Source organism: Ohtaekwangia koreensis, assembly GCF_900167975.1.
GTDB lineage: Bacteria > Bacteroidota > Bacteroidia > Cytophagales > Cyclobacteriaceae > Ohtaekwangia > Ohtaekwangia koreensis.
This window is the reverse complement of the sequence record NZ_FUZU01000002.1, coordinates 167,057-193,470: the sequence shown is the minus strand read 5'-3', so window position 1 is coordinate 193,470 and position 26,414 is coordinate 167,057. Positions and strand designations below refer to the sequence as shown.

Annotated in this window: 34 protein-coding genes and 1 pseudogene; 21 read left to right on the top strand and 14 right to left on the bottom strand. The window is 40.5% G+C overall.

Features of this window, described 5'->3' with window-relative positions; all coding sequences use genetic code 11:
• Positions 1 to 30 precede the first annotated feature (30 nt).
• The 3 genes from B5Y40_RS13710 (at position 31) to B5Y40_RS13700 (ending at position 2,233) form a co-directional block, all read left to right on the top strand.
• Positions 31 to 972, top strand: a complete 942-nt coding sequence (locus B5Y40_RS13710; RefSeq protein ID WP_079687367.1) for an NADP-dependent oxidoreductase — start codon at positions 31 to 33, stop codon at positions 970 to 972.
• A 67-nt stretch (positions 973 to 1,039) separates the two neighbouring features.
• The gene (locus B5Y40_RS13705; protein WP_079687366.1) at positions 1,040 to 1,432 is read left to right on the top strand and encodes a DoxX family membrane protein; all 393 of its coding nucleotides are present in this window, start codon (positions 1,040 to 1,042) and stop codon (positions 1,430 to 1,432) included.
• 6 nt (positions 1,433 to 1,438) lie between these two features.
• Complete coding sequence (locus tag B5Y40_RS13700; protein WP_079687365.1) at positions 1,439 to 2,233, top strand: SDR family NAD(P)-dependent oxidoreductase; 795 nt, start codon at positions 1,439 to 1,441, stop codon at positions 2,231 to 2,233.
• Between the two features lie 65 nt (positions 2,234 to 2,298).
• On the opposite strand, the gene B5Y40_RS13695 is transcribed toward B5Y40_RS13700, so the two are convergent.
• Entirely contained in the window at positions 2,299 to 2,928 is a 630-nt protein-coding gene (locus tag B5Y40_RS13695; RefSeq protein WP_079687364.1) for a cadmium resistance transporter, read from the bottom strand.
• A 628-nt stretch (positions 2,929 to 3,556) separates the two neighbouring features.
• On the opposite strand from B5Y40_RS13695, the gene B5Y40_RS13690 reads away from it, so the two are divergent.
• Entirely contained in the window at positions 3,557 to 4,099 is a 543-nt protein-coding gene (locus B5Y40_RS13690) for an RNA polymerase sigma factor (protein WP_079687363.1), read from the top strand.
• A 131-nt stretch (positions 4,100 to 4,230) separates the two neighbouring features.
• Positions 4,231 to 4,755, top strand: coding sequence for a peroxiredoxin-like family protein (locus B5Y40_RS13685; RefSeq protein ID WP_079687362.1), 525 nt, complete (start codon positions 4,231 to 4,233; stop codon positions 4,753 to 4,755).
• Here B5Y40_RS13685 and B5Y40_RS13680 read toward each other — a convergent pair whose 3' ends face one another.
• The 3 genes from B5Y40_RS13680 to B5Y40_RS13670 all read right to left on the bottom strand — a co-directional run bounded on the left by B5Y40_RS13680 (position 4,756) and on the right by B5Y40_RS13670 (position 5,985).
• Complete coding sequence (locus tag B5Y40_RS13680) at positions 4,756 to 5,145, bottom strand: helix-turn-helix domain-containing protein (RefSeq protein WP_079687361.1); 390 nt, start codon at positions 5,143 to 5,145, stop codon at positions 4,756 to 4,758.
• A gap of 36 nt (positions 5,146 to 5,181) precedes the next feature.
• On the bottom strand, positions 5,182 to 5,526 hold the full coding sequence (locus tag B5Y40_RS13675; protein WP_079687360.1) for a hypothetical protein: 345 nt from the start codon (positions 5,524 to 5,526) through the stop codon (positions 5,182 to 5,184).
• A gap of 84 nt (positions 5,527 to 5,610) precedes the next feature.
• The gene (locus tag B5Y40_RS13670; RefSeq protein WP_079688433.1) at positions 5,611 to 5,985 is read right to left on the bottom strand and encodes a globin domain-containing protein; all 375 of its coding nucleotides are present in this window, start codon (positions 5,983 to 5,985) and stop codon (positions 5,611 to 5,613) included.
• Positions 5,986 to 6,193: 208 nt separating this feature from the next.
• Here B5Y40_RS13670 and B5Y40_RS13665 point away from each other — a divergent pair, with 208 nt between their 5' ends.
• On the top strand, positions 6,194 to 6,661 hold the full coding sequence (locus tag B5Y40_RS13665) for a hypothetical protein (RefSeq protein WP_079687359.1): 468 nt from the start codon (positions 6,194 to 6,196) through the stop codon (positions 6,659 to 6,661).
• 77 nt (positions 6,662 to 6,738) lie between these two features.
• Here B5Y40_RS13665 and B5Y40_RS13660 read toward each other — a convergent pair whose 3' ends face one another.
• On the bottom strand, positions 6,739 to 7,179 hold the full coding sequence (locus B5Y40_RS13660) for a carboxymuconolactone decarboxylase family protein (RefSeq protein WP_079687358.1): 441 nt from the start codon (positions 7,177 to 7,179) through the stop codon (positions 6,739 to 6,741).
• Between the two features lie 83 nt (positions 7,180 to 7,262).
• Positions 7,263 to 7,835: a Crp/Fnr family transcriptional regulator gene (locus B5Y40_RS13655; protein WP_079687357.1), complete on the bottom strand. Its 573-nt coding sequence runs from the start codon at positions 7,833 to 7,835 to the stop codon at positions 7,263 to 7,265.
• A gap of 9 nt (positions 7,836 to 7,844) precedes the next feature.
• Between B5Y40_RS13655 and B5Y40_RS13650 the strand changes: the two genes are divergently transcribed.
• The 10 genes from B5Y40_RS13650 (at position 7,845) to B5Y40_RS13605 (ending at position 14,688) form a co-directional block, all read left to right on the top strand.
• Positions 7,845 to 8,201 (top strand): hypothetical protein, encoded by a 357-nt coding sequence (locus B5Y40_RS13650; protein ID WP_143785769.1) that lies wholly within the window; start codon positions 7,845 to 7,847, stop codon positions 8,199 to 8,201.
• 2 nt (positions 8,202 to 8,203) lie between these two features.
• On the top strand, positions 8,204 to 9,298 hold the full coding sequence (locus B5Y40_RS13645) for a hypothetical protein (protein WP_079687355.1): 1,095 nt from the start codon (positions 8,204 to 8,206) through the stop codon (positions 9,296 to 9,298).
• 228 nt (positions 9,299 to 9,526) lie between these two features.
• Positions 9,527 to 9,967, top strand: a complete 441-nt coding sequence (locus tag B5Y40_RS13640; RefSeq protein WP_079687354.1) for a hypothetical protein — start codon at positions 9,527 to 9,529, stop codon at positions 9,965 to 9,967.
• Between the two features lie 266 nt (positions 9,968 to 10,233).
• Positions 10,234 to 10,752: a DinB family protein gene (locus tag B5Y40_RS13635; protein ID WP_079688432.1), complete on the top strand. Its 519-nt coding sequence runs from the start codon at positions 10,234 to 10,236 to the stop codon at positions 10,750 to 10,752.
• Between the two features lie 169 nt (positions 10,753 to 10,921).
• Positions 10,922 to 11,200 carry a WYL domain-containing protein gene (locus tag B5Y40_RS13630; RefSeq protein WP_143785768.1) on the top strand — a complete coding sequence of 93 codons (279 nt, stop codon included), beginning with the start codon at positions 10,922 to 10,924 and terminating at the stop codon, positions 11,198 to 11,200.
• 264 nt (positions 11,201 to 11,464) lie between these two features.
• Positions 11,465 to 12,559 (top strand): fatty acid desaturase family protein, encoded by a 1,095-nt coding sequence (locus tag B5Y40_RS13625; protein WP_079687352.1) that lies wholly within the window; start codon positions 11,465 to 11,467, stop codon positions 12,557 to 12,559.
• 57 nt (positions 12,560 to 12,616) lie between these two features.
• Entirely contained in the window at positions 12,617 to 13,480 is an 864-nt protein-coding gene (locus B5Y40_RS13620) for a sigma-70 family RNA polymerase sigma factor (protein ID WP_079687351.1), read from the top strand.
• A gap of 47 nt (positions 13,481 to 13,527) precedes the next feature.
• Positions 13,528 to 13,884: a hypothetical protein gene (locus tag B5Y40_RS13615; RefSeq protein WP_079687350.1), complete on the top strand. Its 357-nt coding sequence runs from the start codon at positions 13,528 to 13,530 to the stop codon at positions 13,882 to 13,884.
• Positions 13,885 to 13,968: 84 nt separating this feature from the next.
• Positions 13,969 to 14,226 (top strand): hypothetical protein, encoded by a 258-nt coding sequence (locus B5Y40_RS13610; protein ID WP_079687349.1) that lies wholly within the window; start codon positions 13,969 to 13,971, stop codon positions 14,224 to 14,226.
• A 270-nt stretch (positions 14,227 to 14,496) separates the two neighbouring features.
• A complete protein-coding gene (locus B5Y40_RS13605; protein WP_079687348.1) occupies positions 14,497 to 14,688 on the top strand; it encodes a cold-shock protein in 192 nt (63 codons plus the stop codon).
• A 92-nt stretch (positions 14,689 to 14,780) separates the two neighbouring features.
• Here the strand turns inward: B5Y40_RS13605 and B5Y40_RS13600 are convergent, their stop codons facing one another.
• From B5Y40_RS13600 to B5Y40_RS13590, 3 genes are all read right to left on the bottom strand, one after another.
• Positions 14,781 to 15,236 carry a cold-shock protein gene (locus tag B5Y40_RS13600; RefSeq protein WP_079687347.1) on the bottom strand — a complete coding sequence of 152 codons (456 nt, stop codon included), beginning with the start codon at positions 15,234 to 15,236 and terminating at the stop codon, positions 14,781 to 14,783.
• A 413-nt stretch (positions 15,237 to 15,649) separates the two neighbouring features.
• Positions 15,650 to 16,825 (bottom strand): iron-containing alcohol dehydrogenase, encoded by a 1,176-nt coding sequence (locus B5Y40_RS13595; protein WP_079687346.1) that lies wholly within the window; start codon positions 16,823 to 16,825, stop codon positions 15,650 to 15,652.
• 3 nt (positions 16,826 to 16,828) lie between these two features.
• Positions 16,829 to 17,131, bottom strand: coding sequence for an antibiotic biosynthesis monooxygenase (locus tag B5Y40_RS13590; protein WP_079687345.1), 303 nt, complete (start codon positions 17,129 to 17,131; stop codon positions 16,829 to 16,831).
• A gap of 453 nt (positions 17,132 to 17,584) precedes the next feature.
• Between B5Y40_RS13590 and B5Y40_RS13585 the strand changes: the two genes are divergently transcribed.
• Together B5Y40_RS13585 and B5Y40_RS13580 are read left to right on the top strand one after the other, a co-directional pair.
• Positions 17,585 to 19,294 (top strand): SpoIIE family protein phosphatase, encoded by a 1,710-nt coding sequence (locus tag B5Y40_RS13585; RefSeq protein WP_159453702.1) that lies wholly within the window; start codon positions 17,585 to 17,587, stop codon positions 19,292 to 19,294.
• A gap of 149 nt (positions 19,295 to 19,443) precedes the next feature.
• Entirely contained in the window at positions 19,444 to 19,956 is a 513-nt protein-coding gene (locus B5Y40_RS13580) for a DinB family protein (protein WP_079687343.1), read from the top strand.
• Positions 19,957 to 20,034: 78 nt separating this feature from the next.
• On the opposite strand, the pseudogene B5Y40_RS13575 reads toward B5Y40_RS13580, so the two are convergent.
• From B5Y40_RS13575 to B5Y40_RS13555, 5 genes and pseudogenes are all read right to left on the bottom strand, one after another.
• Positions 20,035 to 20,646, bottom strand: a pseudogene (locus B5Y40_RS13575) (NADPH-dependent F420 reductase); the annotation flags it as partial.
• An 18-nt stretch (positions 20,647 to 20,664) separates the two neighbouring features.
• Positions 20,665 to 21,192, bottom strand: a complete 528-nt coding sequence (locus B5Y40_RS13570; RefSeq protein ID WP_079687341.1) for a YceI family protein — start codon at positions 21,190 to 21,192, stop codon at positions 20,665 to 20,667.
• Between the two features lie 143 nt (positions 21,193 to 21,335).
• Positions 21,336 to 22,229, bottom strand: coding sequence for a pirin family protein (locus B5Y40_RS13565; protein WP_079687340.1), 894 nt, complete (start codon positions 22,227 to 22,229; stop codon positions 21,336 to 21,338).
• Positions 22,230 to 22,425: 196 nt separating this feature from the next.
• Positions 22,426 to 23,007 carry a Crp/Fnr family transcriptional regulator gene (locus B5Y40_RS13560; RefSeq protein WP_079687339.1) on the bottom strand — a complete coding sequence of 194 codons (582 nt, stop codon included), beginning with the start codon at positions 23,005 to 23,007 and terminating at the stop codon, positions 22,426 to 22,428.
• Between the two features lie 194 nt (positions 23,008 to 23,201).
• Positions 23,202 to 24,452: a nucleoside permease gene (locus B5Y40_RS13555; protein WP_079687338.1), complete on the bottom strand. Its 1,251-nt coding sequence runs from the start codon at positions 24,450 to 24,452 to the stop codon at positions 23,202 to 23,204.
• 250 nt (positions 24,453 to 24,702) lie between these two features.
• Between B5Y40_RS13555 and B5Y40_RS13550 the strand changes: the two genes are divergently transcribed.
• From B5Y40_RS13550 to B5Y40_RS13540, 3 genes are all read left to right on the top strand, one after another.
• Positions 24,703 to 25,275 (top strand): pentapeptide repeat-containing protein, encoded by a 573-nt coding sequence (locus B5Y40_RS13550; protein WP_079687337.1) that lies wholly within the window; start codon positions 24,703 to 24,705, stop codon positions 25,273 to 25,275.
• Positions 25,276 to 25,542: 267 nt separating this feature from the next.
• Positions 25,543 to 25,887, top strand: a complete 345-nt coding sequence (locus B5Y40_RS13545; RefSeq protein ID WP_079687336.1) for an ArsR/SmtB family transcription factor — start codon at positions 25,543 to 25,545, stop codon at positions 25,885 to 25,887.
• The gene (locus B5Y40_RS13540; RefSeq protein ID WP_079687335.1) at positions 25,884 to 26,369 is read left to right on the top strand and encodes an SRPBCC family protein; all 486 of its coding nucleotides are present in this window, start codon (positions 25,884 to 25,886) and stop codon (positions 26,367 to 26,369) included. The genes B5Y40_RS13545 and B5Y40_RS13540 overlap by 4 nt, the downstream gene beginning before the upstream one ends.
• Positions 26,370 to 26,414 lie beyond the last annotated feature (45 nt).

The window sequence follows — 26,414 nt, the reverse complement described above, 5'->3', positions numbered from 1 at the left end:
TTCGATTTTTGTATCGCAAAACAATGAAGCATGAAAGCAATTATTTTAAAAGAACCCGGTGGAGTCGAAAACCTTATTGAAACAGAGTTGGCGATTCCCGTTGTAGGCGATGACGATGTTTTAATACAAGTGAAAGCTATCAGTATAAATCCTGTAGATGTTAAAACCCGTGCCGGTAAAGGAATGTATGGAAGATTCAAGGAACTCAATCCGTTGATTTTAGGTTGGGATATCTCCGGAGTGATCACCGAGACCGGAAAAAATGTTTCACCCTTTAAAAAAGGAGATGAAGTTTTTGGAATGGTGAATTTTCCCGGGCATGGTAAAGCATATGCCGAATATATAGCAGCACCCGCGGCACATATAGCTTTGAAGCCTTCGGGTATTTCGCATGAAGAAGCTGCGGCAGCAACACTGGCAGCGCTTACAGCCTGGCAGGCGTTGGTGACGAAGGCAAACATTCAGCCTGGTAATAAAGTATTAATCCATGCAGCGTCTGGTGGGGTAGGTCATTATGCGGTGCAGCTTGCAAAACATTTAGGTGCTTACGTAATCTGTACATCTTCGGCAGCGAACAAGGAATTTGTTTCGAGACTCGGTGCAGACCAGCATATTGATTACCAGTCGCAGCGTTTACAAGATGCCGTACAAGATGTGGATTTTGTGCTCGATGCCATCGGTGCAGATGTTTTTGACAGTAGCATCTCCGTTGTGAAGCGCGGTGGCACGATTATAAGTATACCCGGTGGTTTACCTGAAGCGCTTGCAGAGAAAGCCAAGCAAAACGGAATTAATGGTTATTTCTTTTTAGTACAATCCAATGGAGAGGACATGAAAAGGATAGCTGATTTTCTGGACAGGAAAATTATCCGTTCACATATACATCAGACATTCCCCTTTCACGATATGGGCAAAGCACATTTACTGCAGGAAACCGGAAGGGTTAAAGGAAAAGTTGTCGTGACACTTTAACATATTAACTGCCCAGGCTCACATTCATTAAAATGAATACAACTATATACTATAACACGAACTATATATGAACCCAACCGCTTTTCTTTTGTTACGGTTAGCCATTGCTGCGAGTATGTTCGGGCATGGCCTTGTACGCCTTCCTAAACTAAACGGCTTTAGCCAGTGGATGGTAAGCTGCTTCGAGAAATCAATATTGCCATCTGCACTGGTGATACCTTTCAGTTATGCATTACCTATAGCCGAGTTTGCTATAGGACTTCTACTGTTGATTGGTTTGTTCACTCGCGTATCGTTGATTGCAGGTGGTGTAATGATGATCGCACTTATTCTGGGTACTACCTTGATTGAAAACTGGGAAGCACTTACATCTCAATTATTTCACGCTGCTTTTTTTGCTGTGCTGCTTTCGTTCATTCAGCACAACACGTTGGCGGTTGATAATCTTTTAAAAAAATAAAAAACTATGGATTTACAATTAACAGATAAGACTGCTTTCGTAAGCGGCTCAACACAAGGTATAGGGTTTGCTATAGCGCAGCGCTTGCTGGCAGAAGGTGCAACCGTCATCATTAACGGCCGTACGCAGCCGCGTATAGATGCAGCTGTAAGAGAATTAAAGCAACTTGTTCCATCAGGAAAAGTGTCCGGTGTGGCGGCTGATTTTTCGAAAGCTGAAGACGTGAAGACGTTGCTGAGTAAATTGCCGGATATAGATATACTGGTAAATAATGCAGGAATATTCGAGCCAAAACCATTCGAAGAAATCACCGATGAAGACTGGCTTCGTTTTTATGAAATAAATGTGCTGAGTGGCGTTCGCTTGTCGCGACATTTCTTTTCGAAAATGAAAGCAAAGAACTGGGGCAGAATCATTTTTATTTCCAGTGAGTCTGCTATTAATATACCGGAAGAAATGATTCACTACGGTATGACAAAAACGGCACAGTTGTCGATCAGTCGAGGTTTAGCTGAACTTACAAAAGGTACTAGCGTTACCGTGAACTCTGTATTGCCTGGGCCAACAAAATCAGAAGGTGTTGAGGAATTTGTAAAACAACTTGCAGCGTCTCAGAATATATCTGCAGAGGAAGCTGAGAAGAATTTTTTCAAGACAGCACGTCCTACTTCATTACTGCAACGCTTCGCTTCGGTAGAAGAAGTGGCCAACCTGGTGGCATATGTAGCGAGTCCCGTTTCGTCTGCTACCAACGGAACAGCACTGCGCGTAGATGGTGGCACTGCAAAACTGATCATTTGATTTTCGGTATATACCCACTCATACAGAACAATACAACTACGGGGTACTTTACCTTGTGGTTGTATTTATAAAACAAGGCTGTAGGATTTGCTCTCCACGAGTATATAGATTCCCAATCCGATCAGTATAATTGGAAAGAGAATGTGATTATACTTTGCCAGTGTTTCTTTTAATGCAGGGTGGCGCGCCAGGTATTCGGCAGCCTTCACCCAAATAAAAACCAACAGCATGAAAATTCCGATGGTTATCACCAGGTCTATAATCGATAGGTTGACGAACAGTGGTATATAGATTCCAATGTTATCGGCACCATTCGCAATTGTAATAGAAGCAGCGCTCAGTGTTGAAGCTCCAACCAGCGATGATAAAATGCTTTTATTCCTTTGCGGGATTTCCAATACTTCTTCCTGCTCATTTTCATCTTTTCTTTTGAAAAAAGTAATCAGCTTCATGATTCCCAGATAAATGGGGAAGAATCCTAAAAAACCAATATATACTGTTGGTATAATGATACCGATGAGTGAGCCAATCAAGCTGATGACAACAAGCGTTATAATGCCCAGGTACTGACCGGCAAGTATATTTTTCTTTCGAAATGTATCGGATGTGAGCGTAAACAAGATCATTAGAATGAACAAGTCATCTACATTGGTGGAAGCGAATGCTAAGATAGCCGTGATGATTGTTTCGATCATTCAATACACGAGGTAGGCTGCAAAGTTAGAAATACTTCTCGTGCCGGCTGTAATAAAATATAACACGCTGCGTGGCGGCAGATATAGACAAAAAAATATCCGGCACAGCGTGCCGGATATTATAGAATCCTCATTCAAATTTTACCTGTAACTAAAATTTCACGAGGTTACCAACTCCTCAATTCTTCACACCTGTGAAAAATTTTAGTGTACGATTAATTGATAAAATGTGCTTGGGACTAGACATGGTACCTCCTTTCTTTTAGTTATACATAAGCACCGGACGCCTGTTCAAATACCTTATGAAGCCTGGCCCGATACCGATAACGATCGCTATCGGTGGTAAAACGCCTGACACCCTGAAATCGTTTATCATCTTAGAAAATTTTTTTCTCTGCCGGGCGTGTGTTTGTTGATCAATTTTCTATCCCATTAATTTTCATTGCGTTAGGTTTTGTGGATTTAGTTTTGTGAGCAGAACAACTGAAAAATTCATAAATGTCTGTCTATCCGCGCAGCTATTGGCTAGCGGACATGTCCGTTTTAATTTAAGCGAGTCGAAAATAAATTTTACCTTGATGGGTGATTGAAAGTCACAAACGGGTATTACTCTTAAAAAAGGAGTTCTATGGACGAAAGTAAAGTACTGTCCAATCTTAAGCAGCGTAATAATGCAGCATACGATCTGTTATATACATTCTATTATCCTGCGATTGAACGCTTCATAAAACGAAACAGTGGTACAACTGCGGATGCAGAAGATATCTTTCAGGAGACCATTATCGTACTTCTTGACAAAGTGCCGAAAAAAGATTTTGTGCTCACCTCCTCCATCAAGACCTATATTATAGCAGTCGCTTCAAATCTTTGGCTTAAACGACTACGCGCCGCTAAACGCGTAACATCACTTGAACCCGATTATGAACTGGAAGATTTGACGCTTGCAGAGTGGGAACAAAAAGAAGAGAACAGGGTAAAGCATAATGTTATTAAGCGCGTGTTCAGCAGGATTTCGCGGCACTGTGTAATTTTTCTTACGAAGACATTCTTGCGCGGGGCCACCCGCGAAAAGCTCATGGAAGAGATGGGCTATAGCAATACGCACACCTTCGATAATCAAAAGTATAAATGCCTGGAACAGGCACGAAAAATATTCATTGACCATGGGTGATTGAATACGAATCTCTGGTATTAAAGTATACTCCAGCGACATGAAGATCAGACAATATCTTCTATGTATATAGAACGATGCTGCTGACTTCGGTGCAGGTATAAAACCAGTATTCAAAAACATTTAATCACATGAAGCTATCTCTGTATCAGCAAGCGCCTGATTTTTCTACCACCGATGTGTATGGTGCAAGTATCAACCTGAAAAACCTGCGCGGGAAGAAAGTATATCTTGCCTTCGAAAGAAATGCCGGGTGTCCGGTTTGTAATCTGCGCATGCACACATTATTGAAACAAGCAGAACATTTCAAAAAGAATAATATTACAGTATTGATGGTATATGAATCATCAACAGAGAAAATGAAGGAATACCTGGGCAGGAATGATTATCCTTTTCATTTTATAGCAGACCCGGAGAACGCGCTCTATCAAGCTTATTATATAGAACAATCTTTAGGAAAGGCCTTACGAAGTCTGTTCAATGGTATAGTATCGAAGGTAACACAAGGGAAAAGACTGTTTAAGAAGCCGATGAAACAGGACGGCCATGCATCAACCATTCCCAGTGAATTTGTAATTGGTGAAGATGGGAAACTTGCCAACATTCATTATGGAAGATATATAGGCGATCACTTGCCTATAGATGCAATTCTATGACTATGCTGCGAGACTCGAAGTCTCCGTGAATTTTTGCTGCAACTGCTTCCGATATTGTGACGGGCTTATTCCTGCGTAAGATTTAAACCACTTTGTGAAATTTGAAGGATCGTACGTCAGGATGTGCGCGACATCAGCAATGGAATGCTTGCTGTCATTGAGGAGAGTTTTTGCTATATCCAGAATCTTTTGTTCGTAAAAATAGCAGGGATGTTTTCCGGTCAGTTTTTTGATAACGTTACTCAAGTGTGTGGGGTGTATGAATAATCTTTCAGCTATTTCCTGAAGTTCATACATCGTGTCCAGTTTCCCTTGTATCACGTCCTGTAAATGCTCACTGATTATACGGAGGTAATTTTCAAAGATCTCTTCGCTTCTGCCTTGATACATAATGTTAAATTTTATGTGGACGAGATTTAATCTATACTATAAATATACCTGCTTGAAATTTACCGGGCCAACCTCGAGCCTGGTAATTTTATGGTTGTCAATCTGAAACGACAAAAACGTTTTGAAGTCGCCCCACCGTGAAGAATGAAATTTACCGTAAATGGTAAGTCCATTGTCTTCCACTGTGTCAATAGATGAAAGATACGGGAGTGAAGTATTGAAGAGCTCGCCGTGCGACCATTCTTTAAAACTTCTCTCATGCCCGTCATCGGTAAACGTTACGTTCTCAGCAAATAGTTCAATCCAAGCATCGCGCTTACGATTTTTCATCGCTACGATAGCGGCTCTTACAATCGGGTTTTCTATCATCTCGACTTCCATTGCAATTATTCTGTGATTGCCTCAAAAATCCTGAATTCCGAAAGCTAAAGTATGGTGATTTTTTCATGAAAAATGGTGAGCGTTTCAGTATTCCTGGCGATTCACCATAAACATCGCGGTAGGGACAAGTCGCTTAAATATTTCATCCTTAATGGATTCCTCAATTGTGAGACTCGTTATAGCCGCGGACATACACGAGAGCCAGGCTACGGCATCGTCCTGTGTTATAACATGGGGCATGTGGCGCGCGCGTAATCTCGGATGTCCATACTTTTCAGAATATAGGTCAGGGCCGCCAAGAAATTGTATCAGGAATAAACGTTGTTTTTCCTTGATCTCATTCTTGTCATTTTTGAACAAATGAGAGATCTGCTCATTCTCAAAAACAAGATCATAAAAACGATCGACCAACGTGCGTAAATTCTCTTCTCCGATTTGATCGTATAATGTCGGTTGCATGCGCGAATATTGAAAAATTAAATTCTCAAAAGCAACGTTCTGAATATCTTCAGAACAAGGATGTTTTGCATACGTTGGCATACGATCGGCATATCATCAAGTAAAACATTCCGATGATCAAGCAAATTATTTTGGACTGATCCGGCTGCCTTTCTTTACCGTGTAATAGTCATACAGACAAATTTCTTACACACCTAAATTTAATTTTATGAAACCAACGATCAGTAAACTTCGTGCAGTAAAACTGCTCATGTGGATTGCTGCCAGTGCAATTCTGTTTTCGTTCTCCGGAGATACAGGTGCTGATAGCTACAAAGTTTATTTGAATGATAAACTGATACTGCAGCAATATGTTTCCCGGCAGGCAAGCGTCCCCTCTTTATCACTTGATGAAAGTGTGGCCAACGATGAATTAGCTATATACTATAATCATTGTGGAAAAATAGGAACAGCAAGAAACATTTCGATTAAGGATGGTAACGACCAGCTATTGAAGGAATGGAAATACACCGATGTGAGTGGTACAGACACAGGCATGCATTGTAGTGTAAAAGATATACTCATGCTTTCCAAAGGAAAAGCTAAGGTAAATCTGTACTATTCTTCGAAGGAAATGCCGGATGGAATGATCCTGGCCTCCATTGTGACCAAGGATAAAAAGACAGCATCTAATTAATGTAAATATCCAGGGGAGGATATATATACGATACTCCTCGCCTGGATTTTGGCATATGAACTTTGTTCTATAGTATATTAGTTCAGTGATGGTTCCATGTTCGTAGCAATTCCAATTCTGTTCCAGCCATTGATCGCAATAATAGCCATGATTACCTGGGCTGTATATTTCTCCCCAAGCGTCTTAACAGCATGGTCATAGGTAGCATCAGACACACGTTGATGTATCAAGGTCACCTCTTCAGTAAGCGCCAGAATTGCCTCCTCTTCATCCGAAAAGAATGGTGTATCTCTCCAGCAAGTCAATGCATAAATGCGTTGTTCGCGTTCACCCGCCTTTCGAGCATCCTTCGCGTGCAAATCAACACAGTATGAACAACCATTTAACTGTGAAGCGCGGATTTTAATCAGGTCCTTGTGCGTTGTTGAAAGCTCGGTGGAAGCCAGGTACTTTTCAAAGGCAATCATCACTCCGTAACCTTCGGGTACAGTTACATTCATTTTTGTTCTCTTTCCCATAAACAGATATTTTTTTGTTTATGCAAAGGAGGGATGCCGACTGAACAAAAAACTTAATCTTGTTCAAGAACGGAAAAATCTGGTTAGCTTTTTCGAGCCCTGATCTTGCTTAAGAATTCGGGCGTAAAGCCAAGGTAAGAGGCAAGCATATACTGGGGCACACGTTGCACGAATTCAGGGAACATGCCATTGAAGTGATTGTATCGTTCTTCCCCTGACATATTATATATATAATGAATTCTCATCAGGTAGGCGGAGTGAATGCGCTGCAAAATAATTCTGAAGTATCGTTCTAATTTCGGAATGGCTGAGAACAGTTCCTCCTGAATTCTTTTATCGATTACAAGGATCTCTGAATCCTCCACAGCCTGTATAGTATAGATGGAAGGCTTTTGCATCTCCAGGCTTGTATAATCTGTAATCCACCAATTGTCAATACCAAATTGGATGATTTGTTCAGTGCCTGTGTTTGTAGATAAATACATGCGGAAACATCCTTTAACAATGAAATAATTTGCATGGCAAATCTGCCCTTCTTTCAAAATATATTCTTTGTTGTTTACAACACGGTGTGTAACATGCTTGCAGATGATTTTTTCTTCATGATCATTGATAGAGATATACCTCCTGAAATGTGCTAGTAGGGATTCGTGCATGAAGTAAAGATGGCAAAATATTGCTTAGCCAGTCAACCAGATAAAGCGGAAGATGTAGATAAAGTAACTGAAAAATTGAAAAGCGGTGGCCTTATGCCGCGCTCTATATATATCCAGGATATCGAGATGTGTGAAAGTTGTTTCCGGTTCACCAAAGGAAGTAGTGACGTATTGTTCATTCGATGGGCTGGAATTTTTAAGCATAACATCTGTAATAAACAATACGGGAATTTCATGAAAAACTTGCGTTCACCATCCTTGCCAGTCGGCTCCGATCTATATTGGTTGCCGTATACTTTTATATTTAAAGGAATTCCTTTTCTTTCGCAGAAGAAATCACTGGTGACACGATCCGATAGTTGTTAATTATGAATTTGAAGGAGAGAGGTATGTTGGCGCAGGTCCGCTGTCCTGTACGGTTAGCGCCCCATGAGTTGGATGCTTACCTCGAACGAGGTTGGTTCAGAATGAGGCAGAATATATTCACTACGAATTTTGTTCATTTCAAGAATGAGTTTTACAGCGCTATATGGCTTCGGGTAAAACTTCATGAGTTCTCTCAAGACAAAACCCGCGATAAACTATTCAAGAGAAATGCAGGCTTTAGAACTGAAATAAGACCCGCGATAATTACTCCGGAGAAAGAAGAGCTCTATAGCCAGTATAAAAAGCATTTGCCATTTGAGCCAATGGGCACGCTCGGTCAATTACTGCTAGCAGATTTTTCACCGGTTAATATATACAACACGTATGAGGCTGCCGTGTATGATGGCAATAAATTAATTGCCATTGGTTTTTTTGATGTGGGTGCAGACAGCTCAGCAGGTATAGCCGCAGTATACGATCATGACTATGGTAAATATAGCCTGGGCAAATTTCTTATCTATTTGAAGATGGAGTATTGTAAAGGATTGTCGATGCAATACTTCTACCCTGGCTATTTTGTTCCCGGTTATGCAGCCTTTGACTATAAATTGTCGATCGGTAAATCTGCAATTCAATTTCTGCAACTAAAGTCACAGCAGTGGATGCCACTTGAAAAATTCTTTCCTGATGATATTCCATACGAAGTAATGCTTCTAAGATTGAAGGAAGTTCAAAAACTTTTAGCGCAATCAAAATTGGAAAGTAAAATTCTGAAGTATGAATTTTTTGATGCGAACTTATTCCCCGAACTCATGAACGCTCAGCTTTTCGATTTTCCAATTATGCTGTTCTGTTCTGATCATGTGGATGATGACTTGAATCACGTTATCGTCTTTGATGTACGTGATGATCAATATCATTTACTCCAATGTGTACCAGTATATGCTCCCAACGCTCCCAATGCTGATCCTGACTTTTATTCAGAGTATATAATAAAAGAGGAGCAAGCCGTTCTTTCTACAACTGCATCAGCCGAAATGGTTGACTGGATAATTACATTTCTTAACGCAAAGAAAAATCTCGGTATAATTACGTAGGTCTCAGTAGGGAATTATTGATACACCGGATACGCAATAAACCCGACAACATTTTTTTATTCACAGATTTATATTTGTTCCTACTCTATCCTATCTCTGGCAATGTTTGCTGAACAGAGACCTGACGGCTTTATGTGATATTTATGAAGCTCGATTGCTCTCAGTAGCCATGCCTGAGATAAGCTTTGCAATTTTTTTATAGATGAGTTTAGAGTAAAGTATAAGAGCGTGAATACAAGGGAACTTAAGGACAGGGATGGGGGCGATATAGATGAATTTCGGTTAAAGCTGGAGACCGAATCACATCGAAATACCGAGCTTGAACGATTAAACGGTCAGCTGATTGCGCAGCGGCAAATGTTGTATAAAATGCTGCAGGAATTATCTGAAAAGGAAGCAGATATTCGTAAAAAATCAGAAGAGTTATTTGCACAGAAGGAAGAGATTGAACTTCAGAATAAAAAGCTCCTGGAGTATGCATTCTTTAATTCACATAAAGTAAGAGGACCGTTGGCACGCATTCTTGGGCTTGTACATCTAATGAAGTTGGAAGTCGATGAGACCGGACATCCAGACAATGACAGTGATCGTTTCTTAGAGAAGTTGACAAACAGTGCGAAGGAGCTTGATCTAGCCGTTCGGGAGATGTCGGCTTTTTTGAATGAGTGATGTTGGTGGTGGCGATAACAAACTCGCAGAGCCCAAGAAGCTTGTATTCGTTTAATTCAAAGTGCTGCAAAGTAATAAGTAGGGCTCTCGTTGTTTCAATGGTTAATGAAGCCTGAAATTATTTATATCTATAGATTAGGCTTTCATCAAGGTCAATAACGTAAGTCTTCAAAAAAAACTTTGCATTAAAAATACTTCCTGACATAAGGCTGTCACTTCGCATGGGTTTCTTTACATCATTAATGAAAACATTAAACCCAAAGTATATGAAAAACGATTTGATTGAAACCAAGGAAAATGTTGGACTAGTGATCACTCCAGAACAATTGTTGGAACACTGGCAGGGCCACCGTCGGATTACACGCAGAGCAATTGAGGCGTATCCTGAAGATAAATTTTTTACGTATTCTATTGGTGGCATGCGTCCTTTTTCGGAGCTGGTAATGGAGATGATTGTTATGGCTGTACCTGGTCTGGAAGGGGTGATTACTGGTAAATGGATAAGTGGTGAAGAAACAAATGAACTCTTTTCAAGGCGCGCTCCTGGTACAAAAGCGGAAGTGCTCAAGCTTTGGGATGAAACCACAGAAAAGATCAACGAGCTGTGGCCTCAAATTCCACCACATCGTTTTCAGGATGTAGACCGCGCTTTCGGTCTGTATGAAGGCACTATATTCTTTACCGTATTTTATTGGATTGACAATGAGATCCACCACCGTGGCCAAGGATATGTATACTTGCGCTCTCTGGGAATTGAACCACCTGCATTCTGGGATCGTAACTAATATATATGTGGCAATGTATACACAGGAGTTTGCGTTAACGCGAACTCCTGTTTTTGTTTTTAGATGGTTTTTCTTTTCATATGTTATACGTTATACCAACGCTTATCTTTTCGATTCACTATATTTTAATAATGAACATCGCATCTGAATCGGCTATATTTGGTATTTCATGAATTTACACATTATACACGCGATCAGGAATAAGCAACGGATGCAATTTGTTTATAATGGAAAGTTGCGTCATATAGAACCACAATGCTATGGGCTTGGTACCAAAAACACCGAGTTACTGCGCGCGTATCAGCTTTCAGGTGGCACACAGCCAGAGCCGTTGTTTGATGTGTCTAAAATCGAAGATTTAAAGTTGTTGAATGAATTTTTTACCAAGCCAGGCCCCAATTATAAAAAGGGTGACTCTGCGATGAAGACGATTTTTTGCGAGCTATAAGTGAATTTGTCTACAGAAGTTTACTCTTTCCCCTTAAACCTTGCAAAGATCTTCCTGCCACTTCCAGCGACCATCGAACGGTTATTCAGCAAAAATTTGTATCTTTGCGTTTCAATTCCTTGAATCCTGCTGAAGGCCATTTTCTCTGAAAGAATATCCCTCCTACTCGATTTTATCAATTGAAAAGAGACACAAGTCTCGGTTCTATTATTTATTTAATCTACCTGGCGCTGAAATCCGCTATTAAACACTAGCATTTAGTCAATGACGAATCAGAAAACCATACAGTTTGCATCCACAAGTCGCGATTTTTCTGTCACATTAAATAAAAGGGTAAATGACTATTTCAAAGTAGAAGGAATAACCCGGCATGCAAACTCAGAAATGGTTATCAAAACAATTTTCATGTTTGCGCTGTACTTTGTACCCTACGGTATCATTGTAGGTGGAGGAGTAACGGGCACAGCCTGGCTGATACTGCTTGTTGTGATCATGAGTTTGGGTCTCGCAGGAATAGGATTATCTGTTATGCACGATGCAAATCATGGTGCTTATTCAAAAAAGAAATGGTTGAATACACTTATCGGTTATTCAATGAACCTTATCGGTGCAAATGCTTTTAACTGGAAAATGCAGCACAACGTTCTTCATCATTCCTATACCAATGTTCACGAAGAAGATGAAGATGTAAGCCCGAGAGGTGTATTGCGATTAACACCTCATTCAAATTGGAAAAAGATACATCAATATCAGTTTATATATGCCTGGTTTTTGTACGGCCTTATGACGCTCGTGTGGTTGTCAATTAAAGACTTCACACGTATAGTTAAATATGACCGGAATGGCCTTGCTAAAAAGAACAACATGCATATAGGCCGCGAATGGGTTATCCTGATCGGATCAAAACTTCTATATATAGGCTATATATTTGTTATTCCAGTTGTATTTACATCGTTGGTGTGGTGGCAGATTGTACTTGGTATTGTGATAATGCACTACATTGCCGGGTTCATCCTTGCAATTATTTTTCAACCGGCACATGTAATTGAAGGAACAGAATTCCCGTTGCCGGATGAAACAAATACACTTGAAAATAATTGGGCGGTACACCAACTACTCACTACCACTAACTTCGGAAATAAAAGCCGTTGGTTCTCGTGGTATGTTGGAGGTCTGAATTATCAGATTGAACACCATTTATTTCCCAATATTTGCCATGTTCACTATAGAAAAATAGCAGGTATCGTTAAAGAAACTGCACTCGAATTCGGCTTGCCTTATAAAAGTGCGCGTACGTTTGTTGGCGCCTTATACGGGCATGCCAAACTATTGAAACAGTTGGGCGTTAAGCCAGTTTGAACCTTATGCTTCGTAAGCTAGTTTACGTATTATAGTACTTAATCAAAATTCATTTCAATGAGGCAATTAAAGATCGTTAAGCAGATTACAAACCGGGAGAGTCAGTCCCTGGATAAATACTTACAAGAAATTGGTAAAGTAGATCTGATCACTGCGGAGATGGAAGTTGAACTGGCTAAAAGGATCAGAAATGGTGACCAGATAGCATTAGAGAAGCTTACGAAAGCCAACCTTCGATTTGTTGTATCGGTGGCGAAGCAGTATCAGAATAATGGTTTAACACTTGGTGATCTGATCAACGAAGGAAACGTAGGTCTAATAAAAGCGGCAATGCGCTTTGATGAAACCCGCGGATTTAAATTTATTTCATATGCTGTGTGGTGGATTCGTCAATCTATACTGCAGGCTTTGGCAGAACAATCTCGTGTTGTTCGTTTGCCTTTGAACCGTGTAGGTTCTTTAAATAAGATATCAAGAACATTTTCAGAGTTGGAACAAAAGTTTCAACGCGAGCCTTCTGCAGAAGAACTAGCGGAGGTAATGCAGGTAACAGTTGAAGAAGTTGAGAACACAATGCGTGTATCAGGCAGACATGTTTCTGTTGATGCTCCTTTTGTGAACGGTGAAGAAAACAGTTTACTCGATGTGCTTGAAAGCAGCAGCGAAGAAACTCCGGATTCTGCATTGATAATGGACTCGTTGAAGCGTGAAGTGTCGCGTGCACTCGCAACGTTAACTCAAAGAGAATCGGAAGTGATTTCAGATTACTTTGGATTAAATGGAAATCATCCAATGACTTTGGAGGAGATCGGTGATAAGTTCAACCTTACACGTGAACGTGTGCGCCAGATTAAAGAAAAAGCAACACGCAGACTTCGTCACACTTCCAGAAGTAAGTCTTTGAAGTCTTACCTCGGCTAACAAGCAAACCTCCTTAAACCGCAATAAGTTTTAACACATAATAAAAAATGGATCCTAAATTCTTCAGTTCAATCTCAAGCCAGGTATATGTATCACTTTGGAGTAAATACCGTCCGGCTATACTTCAGCTTATGATCGCCTCTGAAGAAGGCCCGCAGGAATATAAATTGTATGGACATGAGTTCAAGTCTTTGAATCCTAAGGAGAAAAAGGGTTATACCTTTACACTGCAGGCATATCAAGGAAGGGCAATAAATAATATTAAGGATTCAGTAACAGCTCAGGATCTGTTGTATGTATTATCATTATCAAAAAAAGCTAATGAGTTGATGGATGCAGGCAGATATGAATTTACACTTTCGAAGCAGTTTACGCTTTGTGTTACTAAACTGGCAGCAGCGTAGTCATTTGCATTAGTAGTCAGGGGTAAAGTTCGTTACCAGTTAAAACGAATACGAATTTCGAATCTTTACGGTGGGTAACAACACATGACACAACGCATTATTGATAGAAGCTATGTTGGTGAAGTACTTCAACATATATATAGCAGTGACCTTAATATTAAGGTCACTCTATTTTCAGAAGGTGGTTATTACTATATAGTAAACAAGGAAGAGAAGCGTTTCCCTTTGCAGGGTGCTACCCTTGAAGAAGCTGTTACATATCTTGGCTATAAGATTGCAGCGGATTACCCAAGTTCAAACTTCAGCTTTTGGTGGAAGCAAAACTTCAGTTGTAACCTCTGAGTTAGAATCTGATGGTTTTTAATATAATCAAAAGCTTTTTCACTTTCACTAGGATATATATATATTAAGCGCTACATTTGACAAGTATTTAAGTTTTAGGGGAACAAGTAATTATCGAATAGCTTTTTATTAATCCCATCTTTTAATTTCATAATTAATTCATTATTTCTTCGTCTCGTCTACGAGACAAAAATTAATAGGATAGTTACTGGTAATTATTTAGAGCTAAATGCTTACTGCAATTATTTTATCTTTTTTAAAAAATTAACAATGCAAGGAACAGTAAAATTCTTTAATGAAGCCAAAGGTTTTGGATTCATTAAACCAACCGACTCAAACGAAGATATCTTCGTACATTCTTCAGGACTTATCGATGAAATACGCGAGAAAGATCAAGTTGAATATGAAGTTGAGAGAGGCAAGAAAGGCCTGAATGCGGTGAACGTAAGACTTATCGACTAATTATAGTTGCTCAACACGTTAAAAAAATAACCACCTGATGAAGATGGTTATTTTTTTTGTATCATATTCTGAAAGAGAAAAGCGATCCTTTGCTACCGGATCACTTTTACTTTTATAGCATTAAGACCTTTAAGTCCGCGCTCAGTTTCAAATGTTACTGTATCATTTTCCTTGATAGCCGTGGCGAGACCATTGCTACGAACGAATATACTTTCTTTGGTTTCTGAATCTCTGATAAAGCCGAAGCCTTTAGCACTGTTGAAAAATGTAACCTTCCCTTTTCGGGTGCTTACAGATGCAGCGCCTTCATTATTACGTGAGCCGATAACAACATCTTCTGTTTTAATCGTAGCTCTCTTTTTGGTAGGATCCGGTGGAGTAGAAGTGATGTTACCATTTTCATCTACGTAAGCCATCATGTCTTCCAGGCTACTCCCTTCTTTGGCGTTAGCCTTCCGATCTTCTTTGCGTTGCTCTTTTTCCTTCCTTTTCTGAAGTCTCTTTTTTTCTAGTTCTTTCTTGTTGAATGTTTCTTGAGGTCTGGCCATAGGCAATTTTAAATGATTGTAACAAAAATCTTTGTGAGTCGGGAATGGAGTAGCGGGGGCTATCTTTTTCTCAAAACAGAAATGACTAGCAATATACCGAATTATTTGCAAAAAGATTGCGAAATCTGTTTCATAGTTTTTATGGCTGCATTCCTGTATTTAAAAAGGCGGAAACCCTTGAATTCATTGTGTTATGAAGGGCTCCAATCAATTACTCACAGTTATAAAAACTACAATCCGCACAGCAATTAAGTTTCAATAACATCGATTAAAAGTTTTAACACTGAGATAGTGGCCTTCCTAGTGCAGGAAGGAAAGTATATAGATTCGTTCACAGCTTCAGGAGATTAGAGAATAGAATATCTGAAATCTGCCGTTTGTATCAGGAAGATATATAATGCCGTTATATATACTCAGCTTGCCATTTCGAGTACTTCAAACATTTCGCCCCGATCAAGAGCTACCGGGTTATTTTTATTATCCGTAGCCTTTACGATTTTTTCGAAATAAGCGGGATCAACTCCACTTTTAGAAAGACTCGGTATACTCATTTCGTGTGCCCACGTTTCAATCAACTCCAGAAGTGCATCGGTATAGTAATCATCCGATTTGCCTTCAGCTTTCGAAAAGACTTTTCCTATTGCTGCGTACTTCAACAGTGCTTCATTTCCATTATTCCCTACACGTAGTTTACGCACCGTTATTTTATTTGCTGCGAACATCAATGAACTACAAATCGTACCATGTGGTATTTCAAAATATCCTCCAATTGAAGAAGCAAAGCCATGTACTAATCCGAGCCCGGCATTCGCCAATGTGACACCGGAGATATAGGAAGCCAACGCCATGTCTGCACGCGCAAGTATATCAGAGCCTTCGTTGTATGCAACCAAAAGAGAATTTGCAATATGTTGTAATCCCCTATATGCTAATGCATCCGTTAGAGGATTTGCCGTTGTAGAAAGATAGGATTCGAGAAGTTGAGTAAAGGCATCCATACCACTCGCAGCAGTTATAGCGGGCGAACAGCTCAGCGTTAAAGAAGGGTCAACAATGGCAACGTTGGGGACAAAGTTGTTATGCCGAAGCGATTTCTTATAACCGTTTTCACCGGTCTCCGATAGCACCGCATTTTTAGTCGCTTCACTTCCTGTCCCTGCAGTGGTAGGAACTGCAATAAATGGAATCTTTATACCCGGGTGCGCAGACTTTGTGCCCACACCCTCCAGGTAATCTTTTACCGATTCATTCAATGGAAGCATCGCTGCTATAGCTTTGCCAGCATCCAGTACACTACCGCCACCAATCGCCACAATAACATCCGGAGAGAACATTGAAAATTTTTGTACAGCACTGTCGATCATGGCAGGTGTAGGTTCTTTTTCAATTATGTATTGTTCAACGGCAATGGCAAGAGATTGTACCTGATCTAAAAGACTGCGACTATAAGGTGATGATGTGAAAGAATGTGCACCTGTGACCAGGAGCACTCTGGAACCAAATGCTTTGATGGAGGAGGGCAACACGGAAATTTTACCAACTCCGAAATGTAGCTGTGGTGTTGTCGCAAAGTTAAAAGCAGTGATCATGAATTACTTTTTCGCTGTTGGAAATAGCAGTGCGTGTTTTATACCTTCACGTGGCTGAGCCATCCATGGACCTACAGTGTCTCTCCAAGTGAAATAGTGAGAGGTTTCTTTGTGTGCAATGGCATCTTGCTCCGATGCATACGCTTCATATAGTATAAATTTTCCCGTGTCTTGTGCGTCCTGGAGGATATCGAAACGAAGGTTACCGGGCTCCTGTATCGAGTTTTCATGATTCACACGGGTAGCCTCAATGAAAGCTTCTACAAATTCTGGTTTTACATAGACATGGACAAGCGTTGCAATCATAGGGTTTGTAAATTATATATCACCTTAAAATTTTACAGATGCACAAAAGTAATATACTTTTATAGTAACCATTGGCTCCGCTTTGGACTTTCATCGAATCGGATAGTAAAAATGGCCGGCCCAATCGTCTGAACAAAGTAACAACCGCCTACCGCTATGCATCGCGATCTTCGCTTTTCGAATGATCCTCTTCTTAAAAAGAACTGTAAAGCACTCTTTGTCAGTTTTAATTGTCTGATGCTTGCTTTCCATCTTGCCCGTGTAAGTTTTTTAAACCGTTGCGCAGCATATAGTCAAAGGAAGTTCGCAAAATTGCTTGTCTATATGTCAGGCTATAATCTATTTCACGGGCGGGGAAATAATTCCCTGTTTGTAAATGCTAAGTGTGTTTCACTTAGCATCCTTCTTTTTTTTGGCATTCTCGGTCAGGCAAACAGTCAATCGCAAACAAATTTGTCTGATGACCTTAAGCTTTATAGTCAGGCAGTAAAGAGTAAAGACTATAAGAAAGCATCTCAATATGCTATCGCGATCGCGAAATCGTATCATGAATCAAAAGAGACTAACAAAGCAATCGATCAGCTAAATCAAGCACAGGTATATATTAAAAAATCAGGCGACCTGTCGTTGCTATATACAGCTTCCCATCAGCTGGGGATGCTAAATGTGGAAATAAAAAAATACTCGAAAGCACAGGAAAACTTTCAGAACGCTTTAGGTACAGCGCAACAACTGAAGGATGGTACCCTGGTAAAAGAGGAGTATATGAACCTGGCATCGAGCTATAGCCTTGCCGGGAAGTATAAAAAATCCATTGAGTTTGCAGACGAAGCATTGTCACTGGCAATATCGCAAGGTGATACAGAGTTACAGCAAAAGTGTTATCAGCTGTTGGCAGAATATTATAGCAAAGATGGAAATGCAAGAAAATCTGCAGAGTATAAAGCACAGTATAATTTGTTGGTAAAGGCACAACAGAGCGAAGAGTTAAAGAAGCGTGAAGTAAAAGAGTTGCAGCAACACATCGCGAAAGCGGGAATTGAAAAACGGGCAACACAATCAAAGTTGACCGAGCAAACCAAAATACTTCAGCAGACGAATGACTCGCTACGCCTTATTGAAAATTCGCTTCGGGTCACAGAAGATTCGCTGAAAGAAGTTGAAGCGATCAGTAAGAATCGTCAGATGGCCATTGATCTTTTGCAAAAAGATAAGGAGTTGGCTGACGTGCGTATTAAAGAACAAGAAACTCGAATTGAGAAGGAAGCACTTGTGCGTAACTCTATCATTGGCGGGAGCTTGTTGTCGCTGGCACTCATCACGGTATTGGTCATTAACTATCGTAAGAAGATCAAGACGAATGAAAAGATTGATCAGCAGAATAAAAATATCAAGAGCAGTATAAATTACGCCAAGCGAATCCAGGAGGCGATGCTTCCGAAGATTGATCAGCATCCCGGTATATTTGATAACTCATTTATACTTTTCCAGCCACGCGATACTGTAAGCGGAGATTTTTATTGGTTATCCGATATTAAAAATGGAGAGCATCATGGTGATATAGCATTTGCTGCCGTGGATTGCACAGGTCACGGAGTCCCTGGTGCATTTATGTCTATGATCGGTATCAATGCGTTGAATGGTTTAGTGAACCGCGGTATCACTGAAACCAACCGGATATTGGATTCTCTCGATCAGGAGATTCGCACTGCGCTACGCCAGGATATATCCGGAAACAACGATGGTATGGATGTGGCGTTATGCATCTATAGGCAGCGTGAAAGAATTCTTGAATTTTCCGGAGCTAAAAATCCATTGGTATATATTCAGGATAACAGATTATTCCAGGTAAAGGGTGATGTTCATTCTATCGGTGGCGTGAAAAATAAACATGAATTCCTTTTCAAAAAACACGCCATCACAATTGACAAGCCTACCTTGGTATATTTGTTTTCAGATGGTTATAAAGATCAGTTTGGAGGCAAAGACAATGGGAAATTTTTATCGAAGCGATTGAACAAACTCTTGCTGGAGATCCATCACTTACCAATGAAGGAGCAGATGAATATTCTGCAAAGAACAATGGACGAGTGGAAAGGAACCCACGACCAGACTGATGATATACTCGTGATGGGTTTAAAACTGGATCCGTCCAATCAATAGCTGTGACCAGCGTTGTGTGCGCGTACTGCACTTGAGGTTGTAATAGATGTGCAAACCGAAAATTAAAATGCGTTGGCAAGGAACTATGCCTTCCGATTCTTTGTAGAAGGACGAGTGTAGAACCTCACACTTTTTAAACCCAAAACATTATGACATCCACCGATCAAACCGTATCAGGCCAGGACTTACTGGTGAGCACTTTTATTAAAGCATGGACATTACAAGTCAACAGAATTAATGATCTTCTTGAAATTATCCCGGAGGAAGCGCTTTTAAAAGAAATAGCGCCCGGAAAGAATACTGGTATATATATACTTGGTCATTTGGCGGCAGTTAACGATGCTATACTACCGTTACTTGGATTTGGTAAAAAACTGTATCCTCAATTGGAACAAGTTTTTATTACAAGTCCTGATAAATCAGGGTTTGAGATGCCACCAGTATCAGAACTGAAGAAATATTGGAACGATGTAAATGCATTGCTCCTGCAAAATTTCAATCAACTGGATTTGGATGCGTGGCTTACCCGTCATGAAGCAGTATCTGCAGAGGCCTTTGTAAATGAGCCGCACCGAAATAAATTGAATGTGCTGATCAGCAGAACAACTCACCTGAGTTATCACCTTGGGCAACTTGTGTTGCTACGTGAAAAGAAAAAATAATATACTATTACATCAGTAATCACCAGTGGAATTCGCATCGTACGATTACACTGGTGATTAATGTATAGCTTATTTTTTTTAGTATTTAGATTCCAGCTTGATAAGATTAAGTGCGGGCAGCGGCCCGCCAAACTGCTGGATTTTTCCTCCTTGCGAAAGATCACCAAGATCTATATCTGCGAATCCGATACGGTTAGCAATTTCCTTTACTATATTTTTCGCTTCAGCATCGTTCCCGGATATAAATACAACACGTTTCCCGTTGCTGTCATTTGGGTCTGCAGCCAATAGCGCGGCAGGTAAGGTGTTGAACGCTTTTACAACACGTGCACCCGGAATAAGTTCAGCTATAATTTCACTCGATGTTTTATTCCCTAAGTCTAGCGGCTTGAATTGTGGAAAAGCAATGGCATTGGTAGGATCGATTACAATCTTGCCATTCCATTGATTAACATTGCTCACCACCTCGGGCACCTGCTTCCAGTTAACCGCGAGAAAGATCACATCGGCTTGTATAGCTTCATCCGTTGTTACGGCCTGTATGCCGTGACCGATTTCCTGTACTATATCTGCAAGGCTTTCCGGACCACGACTGTTACTGATCACAACGGTATATCCTGCCTGGGCAGCGTGGCGGGCAAAGGCTTTACCAATATTACCGGCACCTATAATTCCAATTTTCACAAAAGTATATTTATAGTTTGAAGATTACTGTTTTACAAGTTGAACGCTGGCGATAAGTTTTACTTCATCACCCACTACAGCACCACCGGTTTCAGTTAACGTGTTCCACGTAAGACCAAAATCTTTGCGACTGATTTTCCCTGATAACTCAAAACCGGCCTTCACATTATCCCACGGATCTTTTGCTATACCGTTATGTGTTACCGAAAGTTTTAACCTGCGTGTAGCGCCTTTTATAGTGAGATCACCTTCCAGTTCAAAGTCGTCATTTCCATTCTTACTAAAGTTCACAGAGGAGAATTTGATTTTCGGGAATTTCTCTGCGTCAAAAAAATCTGAGCCCTTCAGGTGACCATCACGTTGCTCATTGTTTGTGGAGAGGGAATTAATGTCCGCTTCGAATGAGATCTTTGCATCATCAAAATCTTCTGTAGCCTCTGCTGCTCCTGTAAATTGAGTAAAGCTTCCGGTAACAGTACTGATAACAAGATGCTTTACTTTAAATTGAATTTCAGAATGTGCTGGATCGATGTTCCAAATTGTATTTTTCATAAAAGATATAGTTTGTGTTTGTTTAATGATTCAAAGGTGCAGGATGTGAAATTGCTTTTAAATGATAAAGGGTAAGAAAGACCATTGACCTTTGATAAGTGTTATAGCTATAGCCATAGATCTTTTATCCCTTTACTGAGCTGTTATTCTATTGACTTATATGTGATCGTGCCATATTTGCCAGCGAAAAAGTCGTTATACGCTTGGGCTATTTCAGTTCGTGAATTCATTACGAAAGGTCCTTCTGCTACTATAGGCTCGGCATATTGTTCACCTCCAAACAGAATGATGTCTGCCGGAGATATACCTCTGTTGACTAATTCTATCTCGCCATCTTCCAGGTGAAATGTTACCAATTCACTTTTCCCAAAATCTTGTCCGTTAACATTTACTTCACCTACTGGTATAAAAGCCGCGGTCTCTTGCTTTAAAGGAATCGTCAGCGTGAACTTTGACTTCGGTTGTAAAATGATATGGTATAGATACTGTTTGCTATAGGTCTTAACAGGCGATTGCCGATCGCCGAGGCTGCCGATTACAACGCGGAGGGTACCCGCATGCTCCGGTAATTCTATTTCAGGAATATCATTCGCTTGTACGGCCAGGTAATCTGGTTCCTCAGCTTTATGTACCGCAGGCAGGTTGATCCAAAATTGCAAAGCATGTAAAATTCCACCTGTGCGCTGGAACTCCGGGCTGTTGTGTTCGTCATGTACAACACCGTTTCCCGCTTTCATCCACTGAGCTCCACCAGCTTCTACTATACCATGCCCTCCATGACTGTCATAATGCTCTAGCGAGCCACTGAATATATAGGTAAACGTAGCAATACCACGATGCGGATGTGCGAACTTGCCTGAGGGACTCTCTGGCTTTTTAGCTTTTTGTGCTGTAGGATAAAGGTGATCGAGAAATACATACGGACCGATAGCATGGACGTTTAAACCGGGAAGTAAACGGTTCACTAAAAGTTCCCCAACTTTTGAATTCATGCCACTGTAGCTTCCTTTTATGGATCGTTGTTGTGCTGTTTTCATGATGCAAACATCTATGAAAAGAAGCGGCTGCTAAATATCAAATGATAAGAACGACACTTGACATTTGATAGGAAATGTTCGCTATAAGCGTACTCGAAAGCTTGGTAGTCTGGTATGTCGGGTTATATATATACGATAACGCCCGCGTATAATATTGCTATACCGTGTGAGATAGGTATGAGTTAAACATAGTTGTTTACTTCGTGGCAAGTTTCTTTCTGATCCGGCTCAGCGACTCTGGTGTGATGCCGAGATAAGAGGCGATCATATTTTGCGGAAACCGCTGGAGGAACGCAGGATTGCTTTTCATGAGATCTAAGAAACGATCCTCTGCTGTTAAGCTAATCGCATTGTGAATACGCTTTTGCATCGCGATAGAATGACGCTGGTCCATTTGGTTTATCATTTTAGCAATCAACGGCACGGACTCAATCAGGGGTTGCATTTTCTCATATGTCACCAGCAGTACATCACAATCTTCTATAGCATCAATGTTATACTGTGACGGCGTAAGCATGATATAGCTTTCGCGATCTACCATCCACCAATTCTCGATGCCAAAGTATACAATGTTCTCAACTCCGTTCACGAGCGAGTACTGGCGCATGGCACCTTTCACTATAAAAGCACCATACTTACAGATGTCGCCCTCTTGTAAAAGGAACTGCCTTTTAATAAAATGCTTTGGTATAAATGCTTTTGATACGAGATCAAAGTCTGCATCCGGGATTTCAGAGGAAGTATAATGGTTGATATATTTTCGTAGCGCTTCGTACATGCGAGGGTATAAGTCGGTTTGAAGGCGCTAAAATAATATTTTACGCAGAAAGCTTGAAAATAAATCTCCCGCAGATTTCACAGGTTAACGCAGACTAAATACGTGATTGTATTTAAAAAAATCTGCGTCAATCTGCGCTTTCTGCGGGAGTTTGCATTTCTCCCTATAGGAGTCACTCTCTTATATCGGATATCTCACGCAACGCCTGGGCTGCCTGTAATTTCTGATGAAGGATTGTGTTTGTATTTAAAAACGAACGGAAAAACAATTCCAAGGATCAAAGTATATCCTGCAAAAGCGAGCCAGATACTTTGCCAGTCGCGTATACCATCCACAGTGAAATAATCGACAACCCAACCACTGATCACTCCTCCCAGAAATGCGCCAACACCATTCGTCATGAGCATGAATAATCCTTGGGCACTAGACAAAATTGAGTTGTCGGCTTCGTTCTTGACGAACAGCGAGCCCGATATATTAAAGAAGTCAAACGCCATTCCATAGATAATCATCGAGAGTACTAAAAGAATAAATCCGTCTCCAGGATTTCCGAATCCAAATAATCCAAAGCGCAATACCCATGCAAAAATACTCATCAGCATTACTTTCTTAATTCCGAATCGCTGCAGGAAAAAAGGTATGGTAAGAATGAACAACGTCTCGGAGATCTGAGATATAGACATTAATATACTCGGATGTTTTACAGCAAAGGAGTCTGGATATTGACCCGTGAAGTCGTGAATAAAAGCTTCACCAAATGTATTCGTAATTTGTAGTGCGGCTCCCAGAAACATAGCGAAAATAAAAAACACGGCTGTGCGCGGTTTTTTAAACAATACAAAGGCATCCAGTCCAAGATATGACAAGAACGATCCATCTCTTTTTACTTTTGCCGGTGTACAGGCCGGTAGTGTAAAGGCATAGCATCCGAGTAATATACCGGAAGCCGCGCTTACATAAAGTTGTATAGGGCTTAGCGACCAACGACCGAGATCGATTACCCACATTGCGAAAACAAATCCAACCGTACCCCACACGCGAATGGGTGGGAAAAACTTGACAACATCAATTCCGTCTTTTTGTAAAACGGCATACGACACAGAATTATTCAATGCTATGGTAGGCATATAGAACATGGAGTTCACCAGCATTGTGAAATACATCGTGCTGTAATCGCTGACCTGTGCTGCATATAACAAAGACATCGCGCCAATAAGATGGCAAATACCCAGGAGACGCTCAGCGTTTATCCAACGGTCGGCCACAATACCAATCAAGGATGGCATAAATAAAGACGCAAGCCCCATGGTGGCGTAAATGCTGCCGACTTGACCGCCTGTAAATTTCAGAGTAACAATCATGTAGCCACCCATGGAAATCAGCCATGATCCCCAGACAAAGAACTGTAGAAAGTTCATTACGATAAGACGGCTCTTAATATTCATTAAACTATTGGGTTCGGGTATTAGTAAATGGTTAAGAAATCTTTAAAGGTTTGAAGATAAACGCATTTTATTTAAAATCTAAAAAATTTAGTGTGCTCAGAAACAGATCTATAATAGACTCCTGTAGCGGTGTCGTTCCAAGGTAAAATGCGGTTGCGAATAGTTTGTTTCAAGGTGTTCGTTGCAAACGGTTACAGATCTATATTTGGAGCTTTATTTATTTTAAGGCACAGCCCAAACTATATATTCCATGATTAATCCCTATACCGAAGACGAACATTTTGAAGGAGTAAATTATACAGAGACGCCACTCACTAAAGGAGAATATGAGAATTGCACGTTTCGAAACTGTAATTTCGGAGGGTCTGAACTCGCTGAAATAATCTTCTCACAATGTAAGTTTGAGAGTTGTGACTTCAGCATGGCTAAGTTGAGGAATACTTCGTTTAGAGATGCAAAATTTAAGAACTGCAAACATTTAGGATTACGCTTTGATGAGTGCAGTAAAATGCTGCTGTCATTTTCCTTTGAAGGATGCGTTTTGAATTTTTCCTCTTTTTATAAGCTAAAAATAAAGGGCACTACATTCAAAGAATGTAAACTTCAGGAAGTGGAGTTCAGAGAGGCAGATTTAACCAACGTAAATTTCCATAATTGCGATTTGCTTAGTGCAGCATTTGAAAATACAATATTGGAAGGTGCTGATTTCAGGACTGCCTATAATTATTCACTCGAACCTGAATTAAACAAAATGAAGAAAGCAAAGTTCTCTTTGGCAGGAGTTGCCGGCTTACTCGATAAGTATAAAATTGTTATAGAGTAATGATACTATAGTTTATGATTTTAAAGTCAGCTATATATTGAGGTATATAGCTTGCAAAAGTACGCATTATGTAGCGGTGAGCATTTTTTGTCGCAATCAGCCTTTTATAATGTCGTTTTAGCCCCACCTTCAGGTAAATTTCTTACTGTATGTTTGTATTGTAGATCACGAAACAGAACATTCTGCCATCGGAATGTTAAGAAAAACGTAGTGACTATTGCGTAAGCGTTTACTTACGCGTATATTAGTAAGCAAATACTTACATATATGGCACTACAGGCAAGAAGAGATGTATTTCAGGCTATAGCAGATCCTACGCGCAGGGACATTTTGAATCTGATTTCAAAGAAGTCGCTAAACCTGAATACAATAGCAGAGCAATTTGATGTAAGCAGACCGGCTATCTCGCAGCACATTAAAATACTTACGGAGTGCGGTTTGATTATCATTAAAGATCAAGGTAGAGAAAGGTACTGCGAAATACAGGTTAAGAAGTTAGCAGAGGTTGCCGACTGGCTGGAGCCTTTTCGTAAACAATGGGAACATCGATTCGATAAGCTGGATACACTATTAGTAAAAATGCAATCAACTAAAAAACACAAAAAACGATGACAACAAAAAACCAACTCAAGGTTGTTGCCGAGCCAGGCAAACAAGACATTTATATGTACCGCGAATTTGATGCGCCACGCGAGATGGTGTTCAAAGCTTTTATAGAACCCGACCTAGTGGTACAGTGGCTGGGTCCGAAGAACATGAAAATGCGCATCGAAAAATACGATATGCGAACGGGTGGTTCCTATAGATATATACATGCTGACGAGAAGGGCAACGAGTATGCGTTTAATGGTGTAGTACATGAAGTGTCTGCACCGGAGCGAGCTATACAGACTTTTGAATTTGAAGGATTGCCTGAGCGCGGCCATGTAAGTCTGGATACAGCATTGTTCGAAGTGCTCCCTGGCAATCGCACACGTGTCACGATGCAATCTGTGTTCAGAACGGTGGCAGCACGCGATGGTATGGTGCAGTCTGGTATGGAGCGCGGTGTAAGGGAAGGTTTCGAAAGACTTGATGCCTTACTGGTAAAGTAACAACGATTCGCAATATAGTATATATTATTCAACCCTTAAATCTTA

Coding starts and splice junctions, on each gene's coding strand:
- B5Y40_RS13590 (WP_079687345.1), bottom strand. CDS start 17,131: ATGATTGCAACGCTTGTCCATGTCTATGTAAAACCAGAATTTGTAGAA.
- B5Y40_RS13560 (WP_079687339.1), bottom strand. CDS start 23,007: ATGTACGAAGCGCTACGAAAATATATCAACCATTATACTTCCTCTGAA.
- B5Y40_RS13570 (WP_079687341.1), bottom strand. CDS start 21,192: ATGAAAAATACAATTTGGAACATCGATCCAGCACATTCTGAAATTCAA.
- B5Y40_RS13600 (WP_079687347.1), bottom strand. CDS start 15,236: ATGGCCAGACCTCAAGAAACATTCAACAAGAAAGAACTAGAAAAAAAG.
- B5Y40_RS13705 (WP_079687366.1), top strand. CDS start 1,040: ATGAACCCAACCGCTTTTCTTTTGTTACGGTTAGCCATTGCTGCGAGT.
- B5Y40_RS13635 (WP_079688432.1), top strand. CDS start 10,234: ATGAAAAACGATTTGATTGAAACCAAGGAAAATGTTGGACTAGTGATC.
- B5Y40_RS13595 (WP_079687346.1), bottom strand. CDS start 16,825: ATGATCACTGCTTTTAACTTTGCGACAACACCACAGCTACATTTCGGA.
- B5Y40_RS13620 (WP_079687351.1), top strand. CDS start 12,617: ATGAGGCAATTAAAGATCGTTAAGCAGATTACAAACCGGGAGAGTCAG.
- B5Y40_RS13685 (WP_079687362.1), top strand. CDS start 4,231: ATGAAGCTATCTCTGTATCAGCAAGCGCCTGATTTTTCTACCACCGAT.
- B5Y40_RS13675 (WP_079687360.1), bottom strand. CDS start 5,526: ATGGAAGTCGAGATGATAGAAAACCCGATTGTAAGAGCCGCTATCGTA.
- B5Y40_RS13665 (WP_079687359.1), top strand. CDS start 6,194: ATGAAACCAACGATCAGTAAACTTCGTGCAGTAAAACTGCTCATGTGG.
- B5Y40_RS13545 (WP_079687336.1), top strand. CDS start 25,543: ATGGCACTACAGGCAAGAAGAGATGTATTTCAGGCTATAGCAGATCCT.
- B5Y40_RS13655 (WP_079687357.1), bottom strand. CDS start 7,835: ATGCACGAATCCCTACTAGCACATTTCAGGAGGTATATCTCTATCAAT.
- B5Y40_RS13650 (WP_143785769.1), top strand. CDS start 7,845: ATGGCAAAATATTGCTTAGCCAGTCAACCAGATAAAGCGGAAGATGTA.
- B5Y40_RS13670 (WP_079688433.1), bottom strand. CDS start 5,985: ATGCAACCGACATTATACGATCAAATCGGAGAAGAGAATTTACGCACG.
- B5Y40_RS13695 (WP_079687364.1), bottom strand. CDS start 2,928: ATGATCGAAACAATCATCACGGCTATCTTAGCATTCGCTTCCACCAAT.
- B5Y40_RS13565 (WP_079687340.1), bottom strand. CDS start 22,229: ATGAAAACAGCACAACAACGATCCATAAAAGGAAGCTACAGTGGCATG.
- B5Y40_RS13555 (WP_079687338.1), bottom strand. CDS start 24,452: ATGAATATTAAGAGCCGTCTTATCGTAATGAACTTTCTACAGTTCTTT.
- B5Y40_RS13630 (WP_143785768.1), top strand. CDS start 10,922: ATGAATTTACACATTATACACGCGATCAGGAATAAGCAACGGATGCAA.
- B5Y40_RS13580 (WP_079687343.1), top strand. CDS start 19,444: ATGACATCCACCGATCAAACCGTATCAGGCCAGGACTTACTGGTGAGC.
- B5Y40_RS13645 (WP_079687355.1), top strand. CDS start 8,204: ATGAATTTGAAGGAGAGAGGTATGTTGGCGCAGGTCCGCTGTCCTGTA.
- B5Y40_RS13615 (WP_079687350.1), top strand. CDS start 13,528: ATGGATCCTAAATTCTTCAGTTCAATCTCAAGCCAGGTATATGTATCA.
- B5Y40_RS13660 (WP_079687358.1), bottom strand. CDS start 7,179: ATGGGAAAGAGAACAAAAATGAATGTAACTGTACCCGAAGGTTACGGA.
- B5Y40_RS13680 (WP_079687361.1), bottom strand. CDS start 5,145: ATGTATCAAGGCAGAAGCGAAGAGATCTTTGAAAATTACCTCCGTATA.
- B5Y40_RS13625 (WP_079687352.1), top strand. CDS start 11,465: ATGACGAATCAGAAAACCATACAGTTTGCATCCACAAGTCGCGATTTT.
- B5Y40_RS13610 (WP_079687349.1), top strand. CDS start 13,969: ATGACACAACGCATTATTGATAGAAGCTATGTTGGTGAAGTACTTCAA.
- B5Y40_RS13550 (WP_079687337.1), top strand. CDS start 24,703: ATGATTAATCCCTATACCGAAGACGAACATTTTGAAGGAGTAAATTAT.
- B5Y40_RS13700 (WP_079687365.1), top strand. CDS start 1,439: ATGGATTTACAATTAACAGATAAGACTGCTTTCGTAAGCGGCTCAACA.
- B5Y40_RS13690 (WP_079687363.1), top strand. CDS start 3,557: ATGGACGAAAGTAAAGTACTGTCCAATCTTAAGCAGCGTAATAATGCA.
- B5Y40_RS13710 (WP_079687367.1), top strand. CDS start 31: ATGAAAGCAATTATTTTAAAAGAACCCGGTGGAGTCGAAAACCTTATT.
- B5Y40_RS13540 (WP_079687335.1), top strand. CDS start 25,884: ATGACAACAAAAAACCAACTCAAGGTTGTTGCCGAGCCAGGCAAACAA.
- B5Y40_RS13605 (WP_079687348.1), top strand. CDS start 14,497: ATGCAAGGAACAGTAAAATTCTTTAATGAAGCCAAAGGTTTTGGATTC.